The sequence below is a fragment of the Scrofimicrobium sp. R131 genome (assembly GCF_040256745.1).
Classification (GTDB): domain Bacteria; phylum Actinomycetota; class Actinomycetes; order Actinomycetales; family Actinomycetaceae; genus Scrofimicrobium; species Scrofimicrobium appendicitidis.
In genome coordinates this window covers 1004729-1024921 of the sequence record NZ_CP138335.1, presented here as the reverse complement: position 1 = coordinate 1024921, position 20193 = coordinate 1004729, and the positions used below count along the sequence as shown (strand labels likewise).

The window sequence follows — 20193 nt, the reverse complement described above, 5'->3', positions numbered from 1 at the left end:
GCCGCTCCTATTTCAGGGGGGCAACGGCGGTGGTGGCGCCGATCCCCTGGCCGAATGCGCCGCGGCTCTGATTGGCCAGCACCAGCGCCACGTTCAGGTTCCCCATCGGTGTCCCGATCTGGTCGACCGTGGCCAGCGAGGTTCCCTGGCCGCGCAACAGCGCAATCACATCGTCGTCGGTCACGGCCGCCCCGTAGGCAACCGCGCCCTCAGTTCGGTCGGCCAGAGCTCCCGCCAGTGCCGTCAGCGCCTGCTCACTGGCGGCGGGTTGGGATCCGCTCTGGCTGTCCTCTTCCTGCCCGGCCTTCGGATAGGGGGTGGACGGGGTGATCAGGACCAGTTGGTCGGCCGGTGCCTCCGGCATCGAGTTCGCCACCACCAGCGGGGTGTCCACGTCGGTCAGGATTTCGCGCAGGAGGTCCACCTCGGCTCCGGTCCCGGTCAGGGCTTCCACTAGCGCCTGAGCCAGGATCGAGTCGGCCGCGCCGCTTTGGTTCGAGGCAGCCAGGTGACTGGAAACGGGATTGGCTAGGGTGTCGCGATACTCGCGCTGGCCGGGGCTGACCCAGTTGTCGGTCAGCTGCGCGGCCCCGGTCACGGTCGCACCCGCCTCCCGCAAGGTGGCCTGCACCGACTCGGCCACCTCGGCATTGGCGCCCGGCAGGAGGATCAGCGCGACCTTCCGGTCGGCCAGCGAGCCGGGCAAGACCTGTTCGGCCGTGTCGGTGACAAAGGTGGCGTACTGGTCGGCTTCGGCCTGAACGGTGGCCAGCTGAGACTCCAGTTGGGAGGACTTTTCCGCCAGGTTCGTCCCTTCGCTGGCGGCATTGATCTGGCGTTGCAGTGGCCCAGCGCCCAGCACAACCCCCAGCGCCAAAGCCAAGAACACTGCTACCAGGGAGACGATGTGGTACCGAAGATTAACCATGTTTACCTTTCCCGTGGGCCCAGCGGCCCCAGCCTAACTGCCAAAGTACGCCGCGGTGACGTTAGGGTCGCCCGCCCACGGCCACCACCCCTGCACCCAATCGTAAAGTCCCCACCCCAGGCTCTGGCCCCACGGGGTGAACAGCACCGCCGCCACCATCACCAGGAGGGCCGCGATCAGCATCAGCACCAGCTGCCAGGTGCGGACTCCGGGTCGGTAGAGGCGCTGGACCGCTGGTGCGGACACCAACTTGGCCTCAGATCGAAGCTGAATGAAGAACCCGGCTGTCACCTCGCTGCCCGTCTTCTCCAAGAACCCCTCAATCCCCTCGTCGTCGCCCACCAGCACGATCTGATCGGCACCGTTGGCATCGGCCAGCAGCACCGCGGCGTCGGCCGGGGCAGCCGAGGTGACCATCCGCATGAACTTGAGGGTGAGCACGTTGGCTCGGTCCCCACCGGTCACCTGGCCATCCGGGCGCTCCAACAGCACCAGGGGGGTGCCGCGGGTCAGCATCGGCTCGGGCAGGTTTGAGATGTCGCCCAGGATCAGGTCGGGTTTGCGCCCAACCGACTTCAGGGAGTTGGCCCCCTCGCCGACGGCAATAAAGTAGGCGGAAAAGTCGTTGCAGAAGGCCTTTAGCCGCCGAAGTTGGCGGATCGAGGTCAGGCCCGGGGTAACCACCACGACGGTCCGACCGCTCAGGGCCGGAACCGGGGGCACGCCCTCCCCGTGCAGGTACTGTTCAGATTCGCTTTCCCAGGTCAGACCGGCAGTTCGAGCAAAGGACTCAACGGCGGGGCCGAGGCGCTCCCGGCCGCTGGCCTGGGCTTGGTGCAGTTCGGCACTGTCTCGCCGCTGGCCGGAGGCAATGAGCTCTTCCCCGCGGTAGACGTCCCCGCCCTGGATTCGAACCTGGTCCCCCTCGGTCAGGGTCATCAGGTCGGAGCCGAGGTCGTCCACCAGGGTGATCCCCCCGTCGACCAACAGTTGCGCCCCCAGACTGGGGCGGCGACCTGTCGTGGAGGATGCGGCGTTTAGGACCGCCACCGGTCGGCGCGAAAGCAGGGCCAACGCCGAAGAGCGATCTAGGTCCGGGAACTCGATGATGGCAATCTCGCCGGGCTCAAGCCTGCCGGCCAGCCGGGGAATTGATTCGTCGAGGCGGATGGAGCCCGCTAGGGCCGAAGTGTTGACCTTCCGAGACATTATCCTTCTTTCTTCCGCTCACGATCTTGCCACGGTTTATCCGCCAACAGCTCGGCGGCATGCCGACGAACCGGATCCGAGTCCGCTTTTCCTCCGAGCATGCGCACGATCTCTTCGACCCGGTCCTCACCGACGGCCTCTTCCACGCTGGTCTGCTGCCCGTGTCGGCGCAGAACGTAGTGTCGGTCTGCACAGGCCGCGACCTGCGGCAGGTGGGTGACGGCCACCACCTGCTGGGTTTGACCCAGCTGCGCCAGGCGCCGACCAACCTCGGTGGCGGTGTGTCCACCAATCCCCTGGTCCACCTCGTCAAAAATGTAGGTGCCGGGCTCAGCCTGCTCTCCCAGGGCCACCTCCAGGGCCAGCATGACGCGGGAAAGTTCACCGCCCGAAGCCCCATCCCCGAGCGGGCGGAACGGGGCGTCGGGTCGGGCCCGCAGCTCCATCTGCACGTCGTCGCTCCCGTGAGCCTGCGGCTCCTCCGCCTGTACTTGGACTCGGAACTGGGCCTGCGGCATCGCCAGTTCGTGCAGCTCCCGGTTGACGATCTTGGCCAGGCGCAAGCCAGCCTGGTGGCGGGAGCGATGCAGCTGATCGCCCAGTTCTCGCAACTGGGACTGGGCCGCAGCCAGCTGCTGGGCCACCTGTTCCGGATCGGCGCCGCTGCCGGTCAACTCGGCGAGGCGGGCCTCCGCCTCCACCTGCCAGTCGAGCAGTTCCGCTACCGTCGTGGCGCGCCCCTTCATCAGGGCTTCCAGGTCGGCCCGGCGCTGCTGGAGGGAAGCCAGTTCGTCGGGGTCTTCGCTCAGCTGGTCCACATACTGCCAGAGGTCGGCGGCAATATCGGCCACTTCCCCCTCCACTTGGGCCAGCCGGTCCGAGTAGGAGGTTAGAGCCGAGTCCAGGCCGGCTGCAGAACGGAGCTCGGCCGCGCATTGTCCCAGCAGGTCCAGCACGCCCACCAGGTTGTCCTCCCCCTGAAGGGTTTGGACGGCGTCCCCAACCGTTTGGGCCAGGTCCGCCACGTGGGAGTAGCGCTCAATCAGGGCCGGCAGCTCCTCTTCCTCCCCGACCTGAGGGGCCAGCTGAGTGAGGGTGGTGATCACCTCGCGCAGGTAGTTGATCTCAATCTGCTGTTGGTCGTGGTCCCGGTGAAGTTCATCCAGGGTCCGCTTCAGCGTCGTGACCGCGGCCCACTGCTCCCGGTATCGGGCCAGGAGCTGCTGGTGCTGTTCGCCCGCGTAGGTGTCGAGCAGGGCGCGTTGGACCTGGCTGCGTCGAACCCGCCACTGGTCGGCCTGGCCGTGGATAGTCAGCAGCGGGCTGACCAACTCCTCCAGCGTCCGCAAGGGAACTGGTCGTCCCTGGGCGGCGGCGCGCGAGCGACCGTTCGCGGGGACTGTGCGGGACAGGATCAGTTCCTCGCTCTCAAACCCCAGTTCCGCCAGATGCTTTGCCACCGTGGCGGTCGGTTGAATGATGGCGTCAATTTCAATTTGCGGGTGACCGGTTCGGACCAGGGCTCCATCGCCCTTTTCGCCGAGCAGGAGTCGGAGCGAGGTGAGCACCATCGTCTTGCCAGCCCCCGTCTCACCCGTGATCACGGTGAAGCCCGGGGCGAGCTCGAGGTGCGCCTCGTCAATCACCCCGAGTCCTTTAATGCGAAGTTCTTCTATCATCGGTTGGGTCCGTGCGGTCGGGGGGAACGCCAGCCTGAAACTGGCAGGTTGAACTTGTTGACCAGCCGCTCCGAGAACGGATGGTTCTCCAGCCGGGCCAGGCGCACCGGTCGGGCTCCCCTGGTGGTCATCACCACCGAGCCGGCCGGCGCATCCAGAGCCAGGAGTCCGTCAATCCACACCTGGGGGGCGCGGCGATTGGAGGGGAGGATCCCCACTTCCAGCACCGAGTTCGGACTGACCACCAGGGGCCGGGTGAACAGCCCGTGCGCCCCCAGAGGGGCCATCACAATCGCTTCGGTGTCGGGCCAAACCACGGGCCCGCCGGCGGAAAAGGAGTAGGCGGTCGAGCCGGTCGGTGTGGCCAAGATGATGCCGTCGGCTCCGTAGGTGGAGACAACTTGGCCGTCAACCGCAAAGGCCAGGTCGGCCGGGTGGGCCAGATCCGAGTGCAAGATTGCCGCCTCGTTCAGGGCCCACTGGCGGGCCAATGCCCCGAGCGGGGAGATGATCTCCACTTCCAGGGTCATCCGATTTTCCACCTCGAAGGCGTCGCGTCGGATCCGTTCGACCACCACCTCGAGCGAGTCGTCCGAGGTGTCAGCCAGGAATCCCATGTGGCCAAAGTTCAGGCCGAGCAGAGGAATGTCATAGTGCCGTGCCGTGCGAGCTCCGGCCAAAAACGTGCCGTCACCCCCCAGCGCCAGGACCAGTTCGGGCGGCTGGTCCGGATCCGGCGAGACCGTCACCTGCATCCCGAGCGCGGCCGCGACCGCCCGGACCGTGTCGGCGGCCGGGCCAACATCTTCCCGGTTTGGGTGACACTCCAGCAGGATTCTCTTAGCCATGACTGTCCTCACTGTTCGGATGGGGGCCGCGGTTGACGGCATCCCGGGCCGCCTCGTCCAGGTCCGGGAGCGCCACCGGCCCCGGCCCCGAACTCATGGCCAAAAAGTATTCGACGTTGCCAGCTGGCCCCGGCAATGGGGACGGTTCGATCGCCCACACGGTCAGCCCTTGCTCGGCGCAGAAATGCGCTACTTTGGCCACCGCCTGGGCCCGCTGCTCCGGATCCCAGACCACCCCGTTTTTCCCGAGGGCACCGCGGCCCACTTCAAACTGCGGTTTCACCATCAGGAGGAAGTCGGCCTTCGGAGCGCAGCGAATCAGCGCTGGAACCACCAGCTCCAACGAGATGAAAGAGAGGTCCCCAACCACCAGGTCCGGGGCCGGCGCCACCTGGTCGGGTTCCAGATAGCGAATATTGGTCCGCTCCAGGTTCTCCACCCGCGGATCCTGGCGCACCGACCAGGCCAGCTGCCCGTAACCCACGTCGACCGCCACCACGGAGGCCGCTCCGCGGCGCAGCAGCACGTCGGTGAATCCGCCGGTAGAGGCGCCCGCGTCCAAGCACCGGCGACCCGCGATCTGCGGGGCCCGCTCCCCCAACGCTGCCAGCGCCCCCAGCAGTTTGTGGGCCCCGCGGGAGACGTACTGGTCCGCCGGTGGGTCGACCAGCACGATCGGGGCGGCCGTCGAGACCTGGGTGGCCGCTTTGGCGGCCAACTGGCCATTGACCTTGACTTGGCCGGCCTCAACCATCTCCTTCGCCTGCTGGCGCGATTGGGCCAGCTTTCGGCGAACGAGTTCGGCATCGAGGCGGCGCAGAGTCATCGGATCCTCACCGTTGGGTCTGCTCTAGTTCCTGGCGCAGTTCGCGCTCAAGCTGGCGCAATTCCTCCAGGGCGCGAGGAAGCTCAGCCAGGTCCCCCACCGAGTTGTCCCGCTCCTCGTCCATCGGGTCAGTCCTGTTCCTGGCCGGGGGTGGCCGCCTGGTCCGACTCTGCCGACCGGTCTGAAACCGGGGCGTTTGCTTCCGGCTCTGCGTCTGCAACCGGCGCCGTTTCCGGCCCAGCTTCCTCCACCGGCCCGTGTTCTTCCACCGGCGCGGTTTCCGCTTCCGGTTCTGGGGCCGGCTCCACCACACCGGTTTCGTCGTCGTTGGGAACCACTTTCAGGGGCGGGCAGGCTACCTGGGTCCGCTCATCCTCGATTTCCCACGCGGCCGCGATTAGGGCCCGGTAGGTGTCCAGGTTCAGGGTGACCAGTTCCTCTGAGCCGGTCAACCACGCCTCGCCAATCCGGATCCGTCCGCGCCGGTCAATCGCCACCACCTGTGAGACTCCGCAGGTCCAGGTGCCGTCACGATGGTGACGCGGCCGCGGGTGCACCTCGTTCAGCCCATTAAGATCCAGGGCCACAAAGGAAGGGCGCTGCCCGCGCGGAGCCAGCACGATATCCCGAGCGTCGCTCACCCCGGTCAGGACGTGAAGAGAAGCCATCTTGGCCGAGACCGCCCCGGCGATGTCGGTAGACAACTGGTCACCGATCACCAGGGGCCGTTCCATCCGCAACATCTGGGCGGCGCGAATGAAGATGTCGGGGCGGGGCTTGCCAGCTGCAATCGGCCGGACCCCGGTGGCGTTGCGCACGGCCGCGACCAGGGACCCGTTACCCACGGCGAACCCACGCTCGGTCGGCAGTTTCGGATCGAGGTTGGTGGCGAAGTGGATGGCGCCGGCCTGGATTGCGAGCGCCGCCTCAGTTAGCTGAGCCCAACCGAGGTCCTGGCTCAGTCCCTGCACCACTGCCGCCGGCTCGGCCGCGGCCTCACCGACTACCTCAAACCCGGCCTCAGCAGTCATCCGAGCCAGCTCTTCGCTGCCGGTGACCAGGATCTTCGTGCCCGGCTCAAACTTTTCCTTCAGGTCCATCAGCAGGTCCATCGCCGAGGTCATCACCTGGTTGGCTTCGGCCACGTACCCGAGCGCACTGAGCTTGTCTGCCACCGCCTGGGGGCTGCGAGACGAGTTGTTGGTCAGGAAGCCAATTTGCATCCCGTGGTCCTCAGCCAGATCGATCGCACCCGGACCCCCGGCAATCACTTCCGCCCCGGCGTAGCAGACGCCATCCAGGTCCAGCAGGGCCCCGTCGAACATCTTCGCGAGCGGTTCTCCCCCACCGCGCAGGTCCGTGCGAACCTTGTCCACATCCGCTTCCAGCAGGAGATCCAGATCCACGATCTCCATCGGATCTTCCTCCGGGGGGAGCTCATCCAGTACCTGGGCGGCTTCCTCCAGCCGACCGAGGTCCTGAAGCCGCTCAGCCCGCAGTTCTCCGAGCCATCGCAAAAGCTCACTGGGAGTGTCCTCCGGCAGAGACCGCAACGCGTTCTCCACAATCATCAGGGAGTAGTCCATCTGGCCCAGATCGGCGCGAGCGCCGGCTGCCACCAGAATCAACTCCACCTGGTCTTCCAGGGAAAGCTGGGAGGTGTCGGTCTCTTCCACGATTTCGATGGCGCGCTCGGGCCGCCCCAGCCCACGCTCACAGTCGGCCTCAATCGCGCGCAGGGACACATCCCCACGCATCCGGCGCACAGCCCGCACTTCACGGAGGGCCTCATCGTAGCGTCCGGACACATAGGCGGTCAGGGCGGCAGCTTCCCGGACCACGTCGACCCGCCCGGCCCGGCGCACAGCCGCCTGGGCGTGCTGATAGGCCAGCTCCGGATCGATGTCCAGCAGCTGCCCGGCGGTCACCAGGTGTCGGGCGACGATTTCCTGGTTTGCGCCCGAGAGCGTCTTCAGCGCTTTCAGCGCATCCGCATCCAGCTCATCGGCGGTGACACCGGCTGGAATTACAGGCTCATTGGGATCGGCCGAGCGGTACTCGCGATGGTGAGGCTTGTTTTTGGCCAAGAACTTCGACTTCCCCCCGAAGTTCTTCTTGCCTCCGCGATCGAACTTCCCGCCCCGCTCAGGTTTCCCACTGCGGTCGAACTTGCCGCCGCGGTCATACTTGCCGCCGCGTGAACCAAAGTCTTTGCCCCCGGGGCGCCCGGATCCTCCCGGGCCTCGTTGGCCCCGATTGCTGTTGCGGTCTTCGGCCACAGTGTCCTCTTTCAAGTTAGGCGGGCAGGTTTCTTTGCTAGTGTACCTGCGAGTTGGGTCCCGATGGGAAGGGCTCAGCCTCCCGGTGGATAAGTCCCGTTCATGCAGAATGCCCCTCACCGTGTGGTGGGGGGCGTTCTGTTTGGTTGATTTGCGGTGGTTTGCTAGTCTCCCACATCCTGTCGGTTGCAGTACCTTCGCCGTTGTGGGGCTTAGCTTCCGGGTTCGGAATGGGACCGGGCGTTTCCCCCACGCTATGACCACCGCAAAAGTGGTCTACCATGGTCACTCAAACCCCTAGGGGTTTTTGTGTTTGGGTTGGTAGTGGATCGTATAGTGGTTGTTCGCGTGTTATCAATGATTTTTGTGTGTTTTGATGGCTCGCGTGTTGTGTTTGGTTTAGTGTTGGCCAATTAGTACCAGTCAGCTCTACACACCTTACGGTGCTTCCACTTCTGGCCTATCAACCCAGTCTTCTTCTGGGGGCCTTCACAACAATTGTTGATGGAAACCTTATCTTAGAGATGGCTTCCCGCTTAGATGCTTTCAGCGGTTATCCAACCCGAACGTAGCCACCCAGCCCTGCACCTGGCGGTACAACTGGCACACCAGAGGTTCGTCCGTCCCGGTCCTCTCGTACTAGGGATGGGTCTCTGCAAGTTTCCTACGCGCGCAGCGGATAGGGACCGAACTGTCTCACGACGTTCTGAACCCAGCTCGCGTACCGCTTTAATGGGCGAACAGCCCAACCCTTGGGAGCGACTACACCCCCAGGATGCGACGAGCCGACATCGAGGTGCCAAACCATGCCGTCGATATGGACTCTTGGGCAAGATCAGCCTGTTATCCCCGGGGTACCTTTTATCCGTTGAGCGACACCGCTTCCACAAGCCAGTGCCGGATCACTAGTTCCTGCTTTCGCACCTGCTCGACCTGTCAGTCTCACAGTCAAGCTCCCTTTTACACTTACACTCGCCACCTGGTTACCAACCAGGCTGAGGGAACCTTTGAGCGCCTCCGTTACCATTTAGGAGGCAACCGCCCCAGTTAAACTACCCACCAGGCACTGTCCCCAACCCAGATCATGGGCCAAGGTTAGATGCACACTAATATCAGAGTGGTATTTCACCAATGACTCCACAAACACTAGCGTGCCTGCTTCACAGTCTCCCACCTATCCTACACAAACACCAGCGAACACCAATACCAAGCTATAGTAAAGGTCCCGGGGTCTTTCCGTCCTGCTGCGCGTAACGAGCATCTTTACTCGTAGTGCAATTTCACCGAGTTCATGGTTGAGACAGCAGAGAAGTCGTTACGCCATTCGTGCAGGTCGGAACTTACCCGACAAGGAATTTCGCTACCTTAGGATGGTTATAGTTACCACCGCCGTTTACTGGGGCTTCAATTCAAACCTTCGCTACCCACAAAGGGGCAGCTAAGCTTTCCTCTTAACCTTCCAGCACCGGGCAGGCGTCAGTGCGTATACATCGCCTTACGGCTTCGCACACACCTATGTTTTTGATAAACAGTCGCTTCTCTCTATTCTCTGCGACCCACCCTGGCACCAAACACGGCAAGCGTGCTCCACCAAGACAGGTCCCCCTTCTCCCAAAGTTACGGGGGCATTTTGCCGAGTTCCTTAACCATGATTCTCTCGTCGCCTCGGTATACTCTACCTGACTACCTGTGTCGGTTTAGGGTACGGGCGGTATCAGACCTCACGTCGAGGCTTTTCTAGACAGCACAGGCTCACTCTCAAACCCCAAAAAAGGGGCTCCCATCAGTCCTCACCTATAACGTCCCCGGATTTACCTGAGGACAGGCCACAACCTTAGACACACACAACCACCGGTGTGCGAAAGCTACCACTCTGTGTCACCCCTGTTAACACGCTCACCACAAGAAAACCTCCACAACCGCAGCCCCGAAACATCCCGCTCCCGAAAGAGCAGAACACACGAAACTAGAGTTATCTCAGTCTAAATGCAGCGTTTGGCGGTCTAACACCGGTACCAGAATATCAACTGGTTATCCATCGACTACGCCTGTCGGCCTCGCCTTAGGACCCGACTAACCCAGGGAGGATAAACCTAGCCCTGGAACCCTTAGTCAATCGGCGGACAGGATTCCCACCTGTCATTCGCTACTCATGCCTGCATTCTCACTCCCACCAAGTCCACCAACGCTCACACGCAGGCTTCACCCCAGGCAGGACGCTCCCCTACCCAACAACACCCAACAAAAGTTGAGCACTCATTGCCACAGCTTCGGCGGTGTACTTCAGCCCCGCTACATTATCGGCGCGGAATCACTTGACCAGTGAGCTATTACGCACTCTTTCAAGGATGGCTGCTTCTAAGCCAACCTCCTGGTTGTCAAAGCAACTCCACATCCTTTCCCACTCAGCACACACTTAGGGGCCTTAGCTGATGATCTGGGCTGTTTCCCTTTCGACTATGAAGCTTATCCCCCACAGTCTCACTGCCGTGCTCAAACTAATGGCATTCGGAGTTTAGCTGATCTCAGTAACCCAACGGGCCCATCAACCAACCAGTGCTCTACCACCACCAGACATACACGACGCTGCACCTAAATGCATTTCGGGGAGAACCAGCTATCACGGAGTTTGATTGGCCTTTCACCCCTACCCACAACTCATCCCCCCAGTTTTCAACCTAGGTGGGTGCGGTCCTCCACAGCGTCTTACCACTGCTTCAACCTGGCCATGGGTAGATCACCCCGCTTCGGGTCTAGAACACGCGACCATAAACGCCCAAAAATTTCAGACTCGCTTTCGCTACACCTACCCCACAAGGGTTAAGTAAGCCACATGCCACTAACTCGCAGGCTCATTCTTCAAAAGGCACGCCATCACCACAACCCCCCACAAGGAGGAGCCGACCGGCTCTGACGGCTTAAAGGCGCCCGGTTTCAGGAACTATTTCACTCCCCTCCCGGGGTACTTTTCACCATTCCCTCACGGTACTAATACACTATCGGTCATCAAGAAGTATTTAGGCTTACCAAGTGGTCTTGGCAGATTCACACAGGATTCCACGAGCCCCGCGCTACTCGGGAACAAGCTCAGCAAACAAGGAAGAATTTCACCTACACGACTATCACGCGCTACGGTCCAACATCCCAGAAGGTTCAGCTACCCAACCCTGCTCACCCCAGGCCACAGCGACAGCCCAGAAAAACTTGCCCCACAACACCGCATGCACAACCCTCGCTGAGTATCACACACACACGGTTTAGCCACCTCCGCTTTCGCTCGCCACTACTCACGGAATATCTTCTCCTACGGGTACTAAGATGTTTCACTTCCCCGCGTTCCCCCTAACACCCTACAAAACTCAGATGCTAGTAACAAGACATAACTCTTGCTAGGTTCCCCCATTCGGAAATCCTCGGATCAACACTCGCTCGCCAACTCCCCGAGGCATATCGCAGGCCACAACGTCCTTCATCAGCTCTTGATGCCAAGGCATCCACCGAACGCCCAACAAAACTAAACAAACACAAACAACAAGAACAAACCAAAAAAAACTCAAATCACACAAAAATAAAGATGCAAACAACCACTATACAATTCACCAACAACCCAACCCCCAACAAACACCCCACAAACAAACGGGATGCCATGTTGAAAGTGAACCTGACAGTGTGTGCCCTTGACCCCCACCCACACCAGGGGCAGGAAAAAACAACCCTAAACACGGAACACCCAAAACGAGCATCCCCAAACAGGGTCTCCTTAGAAAGGAGGTGATCCAGCCACACCTTCCGGTACGGCTACCTTGTTACGACTTCGTCCCAATCGCCAATCCCACCTTCGACCACTCCCCCCACAAACGTGGTTAGGCCATGGGCTTCGGGTGTTACCAACTTTCATGACGTGACGGGCGGTGTGTACAAGGCCCGAGAACGTATTCACCGCAGCGTTGCTGATCTGCGATTACTAGCGACTCCACCTTCACGAAGTCGAGTTGCAGACTTCGATCCGAACTGAGACTAGCTTTAAGGGATTCGCTCCACCTCACAGTATCGCAACCCTCTGTACCAGCCATTGTAGCATGCGTGAAGCCCAAGACATAAGGGGCATGATGATTTGACGTCATCCCCACCTTCCTCCGAGTTAACCCCGGCAGTCTCCCATGAGTCCCCACCATCACGTGCTGGCAACATAGGACAAGGGTTGCGCTCGTTGCGGGACTTAACCCAACATCTCACGACACGAGCTGACGACAACCATGCACCACCTGTAAATGAGTGTCCAAAGATCCCCGTACTTCTACGGTCTTCTCAAATATGTCAAGCCTTGGTAAGGTTCTTCGCGTTGCCTCGAATTAATCCGCATGCTCCGCCGCTTGTGCGGGCCCCCGTCAATTCCTTTGAGTTTTAGCCTTGCGGCCGTACTCCCCAGGCGGGGCACTTATTGCGTTAGCTACGGCGCAGAAGCCACAACAGCCCCCACACCTAGTGCCCAACGTTTACAGCGTGGACTACCAGGGTATCTAATCCTGTTCGCTCCCCACGCTTTCGCTCCTCAGCGTCAGTAATGGCCCAGAGATCCGCCTTCGCCACCGGTGTTCTTCCTGATATCTGCGCATTCCACCGCTACACCAGGAATTCCAATCTCCCCTACCACACTCAAGCATGCCCGTACCCACCGCACTTCACTAGTTAAGCCAGTGAATTTCACGACAGACGCGACACGCCACCTACAAGCCCTTTACGCCCAATAATTCCGGACAACGCTCGCACCCTACGTATTACCGCGGCTGCTGGCACGTAGTTAGCCGGTGCTTCTTTACCCCATACCCTCAAACCACCCCAAAAGCGGCCCTTGGTCAAGAGCGAAAAAGGTTTACAACCCGAAGGCCTTCATCCCTCACACGGCGTCGCTGCATCAGGCTTTCGCCCATTGTGCAATATTCCCCACTGCTGCCTCCCGTAGGAGTCTGGGCCGTATCTCAGTCCCAATGTGACCGACCACCCTCTCAGGCCGGCTACCCGTCAAAGCCTTGGTAAGCCATTACCCCACCAACAAGCTGATAAGCCGCGAGCCCATCCCCAACCACAAAAGCTTTCCAACCAGCCCCATGCGAGACCAGCAGAATAATCAGTATTAGACACCCTTTCAGGAGCTTATCCCAAAGAAGGGGGCAGGTTACTCACGTGTTACTCACCCGTTCGCCACTAACCACACCCACAAAAGCAGGCGCAATCCGTTCGACTTGCATGTGTTAAGCACGCCGCCAGCGTTCGTCCTGAGCCAGGATCAAACTCTCCGAAAAAAACAATCCGGAAAACCAGCCACCAAAAAACGGTGACCAGAAAATCCCAACACTCAAAAAAACAAAACAATCAAAAACACACACTATCAAGTTCACAAACAACAAACCATTGAAGGTTTTGCCCGACCTCTCGGCGTTTCCACCGCTTGGCCAACGAGTTTCAACTTTACCAGTTCTTATCCGAACTGTCTAATCAGTTTCTGTGGCTCTCGCCACCACCGATCTTCTTCAGTTGTTTTCTTCCCTCGCGGGCAGGAATTACTCTAAGACAGTTTCGGTGTCACGCGCAAGTTGCCTGCGCGTGACACCGACCACTGCTTCAGTCCCGTGCCAGGACCGCTAGGTTCCGCCGGCCTTTTCGCAGCAGAATGACGCCGCCGGGAAGGGCATCTGCCTCCTGCAGCACGTACTCGGGATCCGGGTTCTTCTCGTTGTTGACGGACAGGCCGTTGCTCTCAATGGTCCGCCGGGCTGCCGCCCGCCCCTTCTCCAACCCGCTGCTGACCATGGCTTCGGTCAGGGTGGTTTCCCCCGGAGTCCAGTGGCCGCGGGGCAGTTTCTCCACCGCTTCCCCCAGAACCGACGCGGACAGCGAGCGCAAGTCGCCGCCGGCCCAGAGGGCAGCGGTAGCGGACTCGGCTTCGGCCAGGGCCTCGGCTCCGTGCACGTACGCGGTCACCTCCGCGGCCAGGCGCTTCTGAGCTGCCCGCAGGTGCGGTGCCTCTCGCACCTGCTGTTCGAGCTCTTCGATTTCGCCCCGCGACAGGAAGGTGAAGATCTTCAGGAACCGAATCACGTCGTCATCTGAAGTCTGCAGCCAGAACTGGTAGAACGCGTAGGGACTCATCAGCTGCGGATCCAGCCAGATGGCGCCGCCTTCGGTCTTTCCGAACTTGGTTCCGTCCGCCTTGGTAATGATCGGAGAGGTGAGGACCGACACCTGCTTGCCCTCAACCTTGCGGATCAAGTCCATCCCGCCGACCAGGTTTCCCCACTGGTCGTTGCCCCCGGTCTCCAGCGTGCAGCCGTAGCGGCGGTAGAGTTCCAGGTAGTCGTAGGCCTGCAGCACCTGGTAGCTAAACTCGGTGTAGGACAGTCCCTCGTCCGACTCCAGCCGGCGGGCGACGATGTCCTTGTTCAGCATCGTCCCCATCCGGAAGTACTTGCCCAGGTCCCGCATCAGCTCAATCGCGCTCAGGCTGCCGATCCAGTCCAGGTTGTTGACCATCCGGGCAGGATTGTCCCCGGTAAAGTCGAGCAGTCGCTCCAACTGCGCCCGGAGCCCGTCGGCCCAACCGGCCACCACGTCGGTGGACTGGAGGCTTCGTTCACCAGAAGCCCGCGGATCCCCGATCAGCCCCGTTCCCCCGCCGACCAGTGCGAGCGCATGGTGTCCGGCCCGCTGCAGGTGACGCATGATGATCACCTGCACCAGGTGTCCGTGGTGAAGGGAGGGCGCGGTCGGGTCAAAGCCGCAATAGAAGGTGACCGGTCCAGAGTTCAGAGCATCCGTCAGCGTCTCCCAATCGCTGTGCTGGGCAATCAGCCCGCGCCATTGCAACTCTTCGAGCAGGTCACTCATTACATTTCTCCTCATGATGGTTGTGGGCTTGAGCCCAGGCCCAGTTTACTTCAGTTGGTTTGGGACCATTCTCGGAGCCGATCCAGGTTGGCCTGAGCCTCACCCAGTTGCTCGGCCACCCGCTCGGGCGCGGTCCCACCGCGTCCAGCCCGCGCCTCCACCGAGCCGGACAGCGACAGCACCGATCGGACATCCGGGGTCAACTCGGGCGAAATCTCCGCCAGATCGGCGTCGGTCAGTTCCCACAGTTCCTGGCCGCGCTCCTCACACACCCGGACGCACTCGCCGGCCAGCTCGTGCGCGTTGCGGAACGGCACCCCCTGTTTGACCAGCCATTCTGCGATGTCGGTGGCCAGGGAGAATCCCTGGGGAGCCAGCTCTTCCATCCGGTCGTAGTGCAGCGACATGGTGGCGATCATTCCCGCCACCGCCGGCAACAGCACCTCCAGCGTGTCGATCTGGTCAAAAACCGGCTCTTTGTCCTCCTGCAGGTCTCGGTTGTATGCCAGCGGTAGCCCCTTCAGGGTGGCCAGTAGCCCGGTCAGGTCTCCGATCATCCGCCCCGCCTTGCCGCGGGCTAGCTCCGCCACATCCGGGTTCTTCTTTTGCGGCATGATGGACGAGCCGGTGGAGAACGAGTCGTGCAGGGTCACGTAGTCGAACTCCTTGGTGTTCCAGATGATGATTTCCTCGCTCACCCGGGAAAGGTTGATCCCAATCAGGGTCAGGATGAAGGAAAACTCGGCCACCACGTCGCGCGCGGCGGTGCCGTCAATCGAGTTGGCCACCGCGGAGGTGAAACCAAGGTCGCGGGCCACCTGCTCCGGGTCCAACCCAAGCGTGTTTCCGGCCAGCGCCCCCGATCCGTAGGCGGAGACGGCCGCGCGCCGATCCCAATCCTGGAGCCGCTCCAGGTCCCGGACCAACGGCCAGATGTGGGCGGCCAACTGGTGGGCCACCAGCACCGGCTGGGCGTGCTGCATGTGGGTGCGCCCCGGCATAATCGCCCCGCGCGCCGCATAGGCCTGCCCGAGCAGCGCCTCGGCCACGTCCAGCACCAGGCCGGCCAGCCGACGGCCTTCCCGCCGCAGGTAGCGCCGAATCAAAGTGGCGATCTGGTCGTTGCGCGATCGTCCGGCTCGTAGGCGTCCACCCAGTTCGGCTCCGGCCCGCTCAATTAGGCCGCGTTCCAGGGCCGTGTGGACGTCTTCGTCCTCGGGCAGGGCCACAAAGGTACCGGCCAGCACGTCCTGCTCGAGCCGGTCCAGCGCGGACAGAAGGCCGCGCAACTGGTCGGAGGTCAACAGCCCCACCTGCGCAAGCGCGCGGGCGTGGGCTCGCGAACCGGCCAGGTCATCCGGGGCCAGGCGCCAGTCAAAGTGCGTGGAGACGCTCAGACGAGTGAGAGCCTCCGCGGGTCCGCCGCTGAAACGGCCACCCCACAGGCTGATCTTTTCGGGTTCGGGATTTCCACCGGAAGTAGTCATGCTTTAATCATGCCCTTTGTCGGCCCGGGCGGGCCACCGGTCCACCTGGCAGAAGGCAATCGTCCCCCGCCGCCCGGCCGCGATCGGTAGAGTGGGATGGTGACCGCCCGCCCACGCGGGGACCCGGACGAATTGGATGTGCTGATCGTGGTTGGACTTGGGCCTACCCACCCGTCAAATGAGACGACGTTTGTTCCGCGAGTTGAGTCGGAGGTGGGGCGGCTCGAGTCGGTGATCGTGCACCGCCCCGGGCTTGAGATTGAGCGGCTCACCCCGCAAAACCACGACGAGCTTCTGTTTGACGACCTGCTGTCGCCGACCGCCGCCAAGCGCGAACACGACTACTTTGTCGAGGTGATGCGCGACCGCGGGGTGCAGGTGCTGCACTTTACCGACCTGCTGATCGAGACGCTGGACCACCCAGAAGCCCGTCAGTATGTGTTGGAAAACACAATTAACCGACTCTATTTGGGGCCGCTGTTGGCCCCCGCGGTGGAAGAGTGGGCAGCTGAGTTGGACTCGGCCGCGCTGGCGTCGGTCTGCATTGAAGGTTTGACCCTGGGCGATTGGCAGCGGGTCTCCCCCACCTCCTCGCTGGTGGCTCAAACGCTGGCGGAAAACGAGTTCCTGATCTCGCCGCTACCCAACCACCTGTTTGCCCGGGATGCCTCCGCATGGATTTACGGCGGGGTGGCCATCAACTCGATGAAGCGGGAGTCCCGGCGCCGCGAGCCCCTGCACTACTCGGCCATCTACCAGTGGCACCCCCGGTTTGCCGGCGCCGACTTCACGCGGTGGACCAACGGCACCTCGGGCCCAATCCGCTCGGTCGAGGGCGGCGACATCATGGTGCTTGGCGACGGCCTCCTGGCCATTGGACTGTCCGAGCGGACCAACCCTCAGGGGGTGGAGCGTCTGGCTTCCCGCCTTTTCGCCCAGGGACAGGCCGATCACGTGCTGGCAGTGATGCTGCCTCACCAGCGGGAGTTCATGCATTTGGATACGGTCTTGACCCAGGTGGATCGGGACTCATTTATCATCTATCCCCCGATCCGATCGGCCCGCACAATTTCGCTGGTTCGTGATGGTGATCGCCCCCGACTGGTGATGGATGACCTGCCGTTGGAGCAGGCGCTGCCCCGGGCGCTCGGCCGCCCAATCCGATTCATCATCCCGGAGGGAACCGAGGCGGAGCTGGCCCGCGAACAGTGGAATGACGGCTTCAACATGCTGGCGCTCAGCCCGGGCCAAGTGGTGGCCTACGATCGCACTCCGCGCTCGATCCGGGCGCTGGAACAGGCCGGAATCGAAGTGTTCTCCGTGTTCGGGTCGGAGCTTGGTCGGGGACGCGGCGGACCGCGCTGCATGTCCTGCCCGGTCCGGCGGGCTCAGGTTTAGGTCAGCTGTTCGCGCGCTGTTTTGGCCCAGGTCCGGTGCCCGCGCAGTTCGCGCCAGAGCCCCTGGAACACCACCGGGTAGATCAGCCAGGTGTAGCCCAGGTACAGCAGCGCCAACCAGATGGTTTTGAACACCGATGTCCCTCGCCTGGAGACCAATAGCCCGATGATGCCCGGACCAAAAGAGAACACGACAAAGAGGACCACCGGGACCAGACTGACCTGAATTGTGACCATTCCGGTCAGCAAAAAGATCACGCTTAGGACCAGACTCACGCCGACCACCGCCTGGATAAACGGGGTCAGCAGATAGGCCACCTGGTCGAGGCGATCCACCAGCCGCAGGTGGCGGTTGGTCCGAACGGTAGACAGGTGCGAGAGGGACTGCCAAGCCCCTTGGGCCCACCGGGTCCGTTGCCGGTAGAGCGCCCGGAGCGAGTGCAGCGCCTGCTGGTGCACGGCTACGCTCAGGCTTTGGGCGCCGTACCACCCGCGCTCAATTAGGCGCAGGCCAATGTCCTGATCCTCGGTTAGGCGAGCGGCGCGCCAGGGGCCAGTCTGCCCCTCCTCCACCAGCTCGTCCAGCGCGGCCAGCCGGTTCACCTGCCCGTTCCCACCCATGTTGGCCACCCCGTGCCGGGCTCGGCCCAGCTGAAACAGGGACCCAAAAATGGCGAACTCGAGGTCCTGACAGTAGGTGAGAATGGAATCTCGGTTGTACATCCGCACCAGACACTGGATCCCGGCCAGCTTTGGGTCGGCGAAGTGGGCGGCGAGGCGACCCACCTCCTCGTCGAGGCGTCCGTCAGCGTCCACGATCCCGACCAGGACTCGGTCGGTGGACCAGTCGGCCCATTTCGGTTCGGCCAGCACCTCCCGGTGCAGGTAGTCCCACGCCTGGTTGAGCGCTTCGGATTTGCCCTGTCTGGCCTCGGGCAGGGTCCTGGTCAAGACCCGCAGCTCGGGCACGTCCAGCCCGGCCAGGATCTCCCCGGTCCGGTCCTCGGAGCCGTCGTTGATCACCAGGATCACCTTGTTGCTGACCCGGACCCGGCCCAGACGCTCAACCGAGTCGGCGATGGTCACTTCCTCGTTCAACGCAGGGACCAAAAACACCCACAGGAAGTCGTCCTCACGCAGACGGTGTCGCCCGGGCGGGGTTTGCAGGTGGCGTTCCCGCAGGGCAGAAACGGCCAGAAACAACAGATCCCCGACGGAAAACAGGATCAGCAGCAGCGCAAAGAGGAAGATGGGCAGCGCCCAGGCCGGCATCCCCCAAATCAACTGACGAGCCGAATCTGCATGTTGGCATGCTTGCGGACGGCGGCTCCGAGCCGGTCGGCCTGGTATTCGCGGACCGGTTCCCCCCTTCCAAACACGTTGGCCAGCGCCTGAACCATGCGTTCAGCCGCATAGCCGTCACCGTAAGGGTTGGGGATTTGTCCGCGCCGGGCAATCTCGGCCGGGTGGTCCAGCAGCTCCGCCGCGGCAGCCACAATCCGGTCACGCTCGGTGCCGATCAGTTCCAGAGTGCCGGCGTGGACTCCTTCCCACCGCTCGGTCGTCTCCCGGGTGACCAGCACCGGAGTGCCCAGCGAGGGCGCTTCCTCCTGAACTCCCCCCGAATCGGAAATGACCAGCAGGGCCGCCTGCATCAGGCGGGCAAAGTCGGGGTATCGCCGGGCAGGGACCAGATGGCAGTTCGGCCGCTCCCCCAGCGCCTCTCGGAAAGCATCCTGTGCCTTCGGGTTTGGGTGCAGCGGAATCACGAAGTCGTGGTTCGGGTAGCGCTCCGCCAGGATTGCGATCGCGCCGGCAATGTTTTCCAGCCCACGCCCCCAGTTTTCTCGCCGGTGCGCGGTTACCAGCACCAGGGGGCGCTCTCCGCTCGGATGCAGATGGGCCAGGTCGGGGCCAAAGCCGGTCCCGGTGCAGAGGGCGGAGCGGAGCATGTCAATCGACGTGTTCCCGGTGACCAGGATTCGGTCGATGTCCACCCCTTCCCGAATCAAGTTCACTTTGGCCTCGGGCGTGGGTGCCAGGTGCAGGGCCGACAGGCGCGAAATGATCTGGCGGTTTCCCTCTTCCGGGAAGGGGGACAAAATGTTGTTGGTCCGAAGCCCTGCTTCCACGTGAACCACGGGAATCTGCAGGTTGAAGGCCGCCACCGCCGCCGCGGCCGCAGACGAGGTGTCCCCGTGCACCAGACAGAGCGCGGGGACCAGCGCCCCGTGATTCTCCGACACCCGGTAGTCGTCCGGGATAGCCCGCTCCCGGGCCACCTGGTCGACCCCCACCATCACGCGGGCGAACATTTGGTTCAGCGACTCACCCGGATGGCTGACCTGCAAATCTGCGTCCAGTCGCAGGCCAGCCTCGGTGATAATCTCCGCGACCATGGTTGAATGCTGGCCGGTCGCCAGCACAATCGTCTCAAAATCATCCGACTGTTCCAGCGCACTAATCACCGGAACCATTTTGATTGCTTCCGGTCTGGTCCCGACAACGACCAGCACCTGGATCTTTTCTCCAGCAGCAACCTGTATCTCCACTTAGACAGCCCTCTATCTCTCGCCTCGGACATGCGAGCTGCCCACATCTTAGGCGGAAAAAGGGGGCCTGACCTGCGGTTTGAGTAGGTCTATGTCGGTTGTC

11 protein-coding genes and 3 rRNA genes are annotated in these 20193 nt (G+C 62.3%); 1 reads left to right on the top strand and 13 read right to left on the bottom strand.

Annotation, left to right across the window (positions count from 1 at the left end; translation table 11 throughout):
• Positions 1-7: 7 nt before the first annotated feature.
• From SAC06_RS04755 to argH, 11 genes are all read right to left on the bottom strand, one after another.
• Positions 8-928, bottom strand: coding sequence for a copper transporter (locus SAC06_RS04755; protein ID WP_350259060.1), 921 nt, complete (start codon positions 926-928; stop codon positions 8-10).
• Positions 929-961: 33 nt separating this feature from the next.
• Entirely contained in the window at positions 962-2137 is a 1176-nt protein-coding gene (steA, locus tag SAC06_RS04750) for a putative cytokinetic ring protein SteA (protein WP_350259059.1), read from the bottom strand.
• Positions 2137-3816: a DNA repair protein RecN gene (gene recN, locus SAC06_RS04745; RefSeq protein ID WP_350259058.1), complete on the bottom strand. Its 1680-nt coding sequence runs from the start codon at positions 3814-3816 to the stop codon at positions 2137-2139. Before recN ends, steA begins: the two co-directional genes overlap by 1 nt.
• A complete protein-coding gene (locus SAC06_RS04740) occupies positions 3813-4664 on the bottom strand; it encodes an NAD kinase (RefSeq protein ID WP_350259057.1) in 852 nt (283 codons plus the stop codon). The genes recN and SAC06_RS04740 overlap by 4 nt, the downstream gene beginning before the upstream one ends.
• Positions 4657-5490: a TlyA family RNA methyltransferase gene (locus tag SAC06_RS04735; protein WP_350259056.1), complete on the bottom strand. Its 834-nt coding sequence runs from the start codon at positions 5488-5490 to the stop codon at positions 4657-4659. The genes SAC06_RS04740 and SAC06_RS04735 overlap by 8 nt, the downstream gene beginning before the upstream one ends.
• A 128-nt stretch (positions 5491-5618) precedes the next feature.
• Complete coding sequence (locus tag SAC06_RS04730; RefSeq protein WP_350259055.1) at positions 5619-7769, bottom strand: HAD-IIA family hydrolase; 2151 nt, start codon at positions 7767-7769, stop codon at positions 5619-5621.
• Between the two features lie 151 nt (positions 7770-7920).
• Positions 7921-8037 (bottom strand): 5S ribosomal RNA (rrf, locus tag SAC06_RS04725).
• 126 nt (positions 8038-8163) lie between these two features.
• Positions 8164-11290: ribosomal RNA gene (locus tag SAC06_RS04720) — 23S ribosomal RNA — on the bottom strand.
• Between the two features lie 243 nt (positions 11291-11533).
• Positions 11534-13072: ribosomal RNA gene (locus SAC06_RS04715) — 16S ribosomal RNA — on the bottom strand.
• Together the 16S, 23S and 5S rRNA genes form the textbook arrangement of a ribosomal RNA operon.
• Positions 13073-13391: 319 nt before the next feature.
• Entirely contained in the window at positions 13392-14654 is a 1263-nt protein-coding gene (gene tyrS / locus SAC06_RS04710) for a tyrosine--tRNA ligase (RefSeq protein ID WP_350259054.1), read from the bottom strand.
• Between the two features lie 50 nt (positions 14655-14704).
• Entirely contained in the window at positions 14705-16141 is a 1437-nt protein-coding gene (gene argH, locus SAC06_RS04705) for an argininosuccinate lyase (protein WP_350259053.1), read from the bottom strand.
• A 99-nt stretch (positions 16142-16240) separates the two neighbouring features.
• Between argH and SAC06_RS04700 the strand changes: the two genes are divergently transcribed.
• Positions 16241-17539, top strand: coding sequence for an arginine deiminase (locus SAC06_RS04700; RefSeq protein WP_350259052.1), 1299 nt, complete (start codon positions 16241-16243; stop codon positions 17537-17539).
• On the opposite strand, the gene SAC06_RS04695 is transcribed toward SAC06_RS04700, so the two are convergent.
• Both SAC06_RS04695 and wecB read right to left on the bottom strand, forming a co-directional pair.
• Positions 17536-18810, bottom strand: coding sequence for a glycosyltransferase family 2 protein (locus tag SAC06_RS04695; protein ID WP_350259051.1), 1275 nt, complete (start codon positions 18808-18810; stop codon positions 17536-17538). The two genes, SAC06_RS04700 and SAC06_RS04695, sit on opposite strands and share 4 nt — an antisense overlap.
• An 8-nt stretch (positions 18811-18818) precedes the next feature.
• Positions 18819-20090, bottom strand: coding sequence for a non-hydrolyzing UDP-N-acetylglucosamine 2-epimerase (gene wecB, locus SAC06_RS04690; protein ID WP_350259050.1), 1272 nt, complete (start codon positions 20088-20090; stop codon positions 18819-18821).
• Between the last annotated feature and the right edge of the window lie 103 nt (positions 20091-20193).

Excerpts from the sequence above, each read along its gene's own strand:
- SAC06_RS04755 (WP_350259060.1), bottom strand. The coding sequence starts at position 928 with ATGGTTAATCTTCGGTACCACATCGTCTCCCTGGTAGCAGTGTTCTTG.
- steA (WP_350259059.1), bottom strand. The coding sequence starts at position 2,137 with ATGTCTCGGAAGGTCAACACTTCGGCCCTAGCGGGCTCCATCCGCCTC.
- recN (WP_350259058.1), bottom strand. The coding sequence starts at position 3,816 with ATGATAGAAGAACTTCGCATTAAAGGACTCGGGGTGATTGACGAGGCG.
- SAC06_RS04740 (WP_350259057.1), bottom strand. The coding sequence starts at position 4,664 with ATGGCTAAGAGAATCCTGCTGGAGTGTCACCCAAACCGGGAAGATGTT.
- SAC06_RS04735 (WP_350259056.1), bottom strand. The coding sequence starts at position 5,490 with ATGACTCTGCGCCGCCTCGATGCCGAACTCGTTCGCCGAAAGCTGGCC.
- tyrS (WP_350259054.1), bottom strand. The coding sequence starts at position 14,654 with ATGAGTGACCTGCTCGAAGAGTTGCAATGGCGCGGGCTGATTGCCCAG.
- argH (WP_350259053.1), bottom strand. The coding sequence starts at position 16,141 with ATGACTACTTCCGGTGGAAATCCCGAACCCGAAAAGATCAGCCTGTGG.
- SAC06_RS04695 (WP_350259051.1), bottom strand. The coding sequence starts at position 18,810 with ATGCCGGCCTGGGCGCTGCCCATCTTCCTCTTTGCGCTGCTGCTGATC.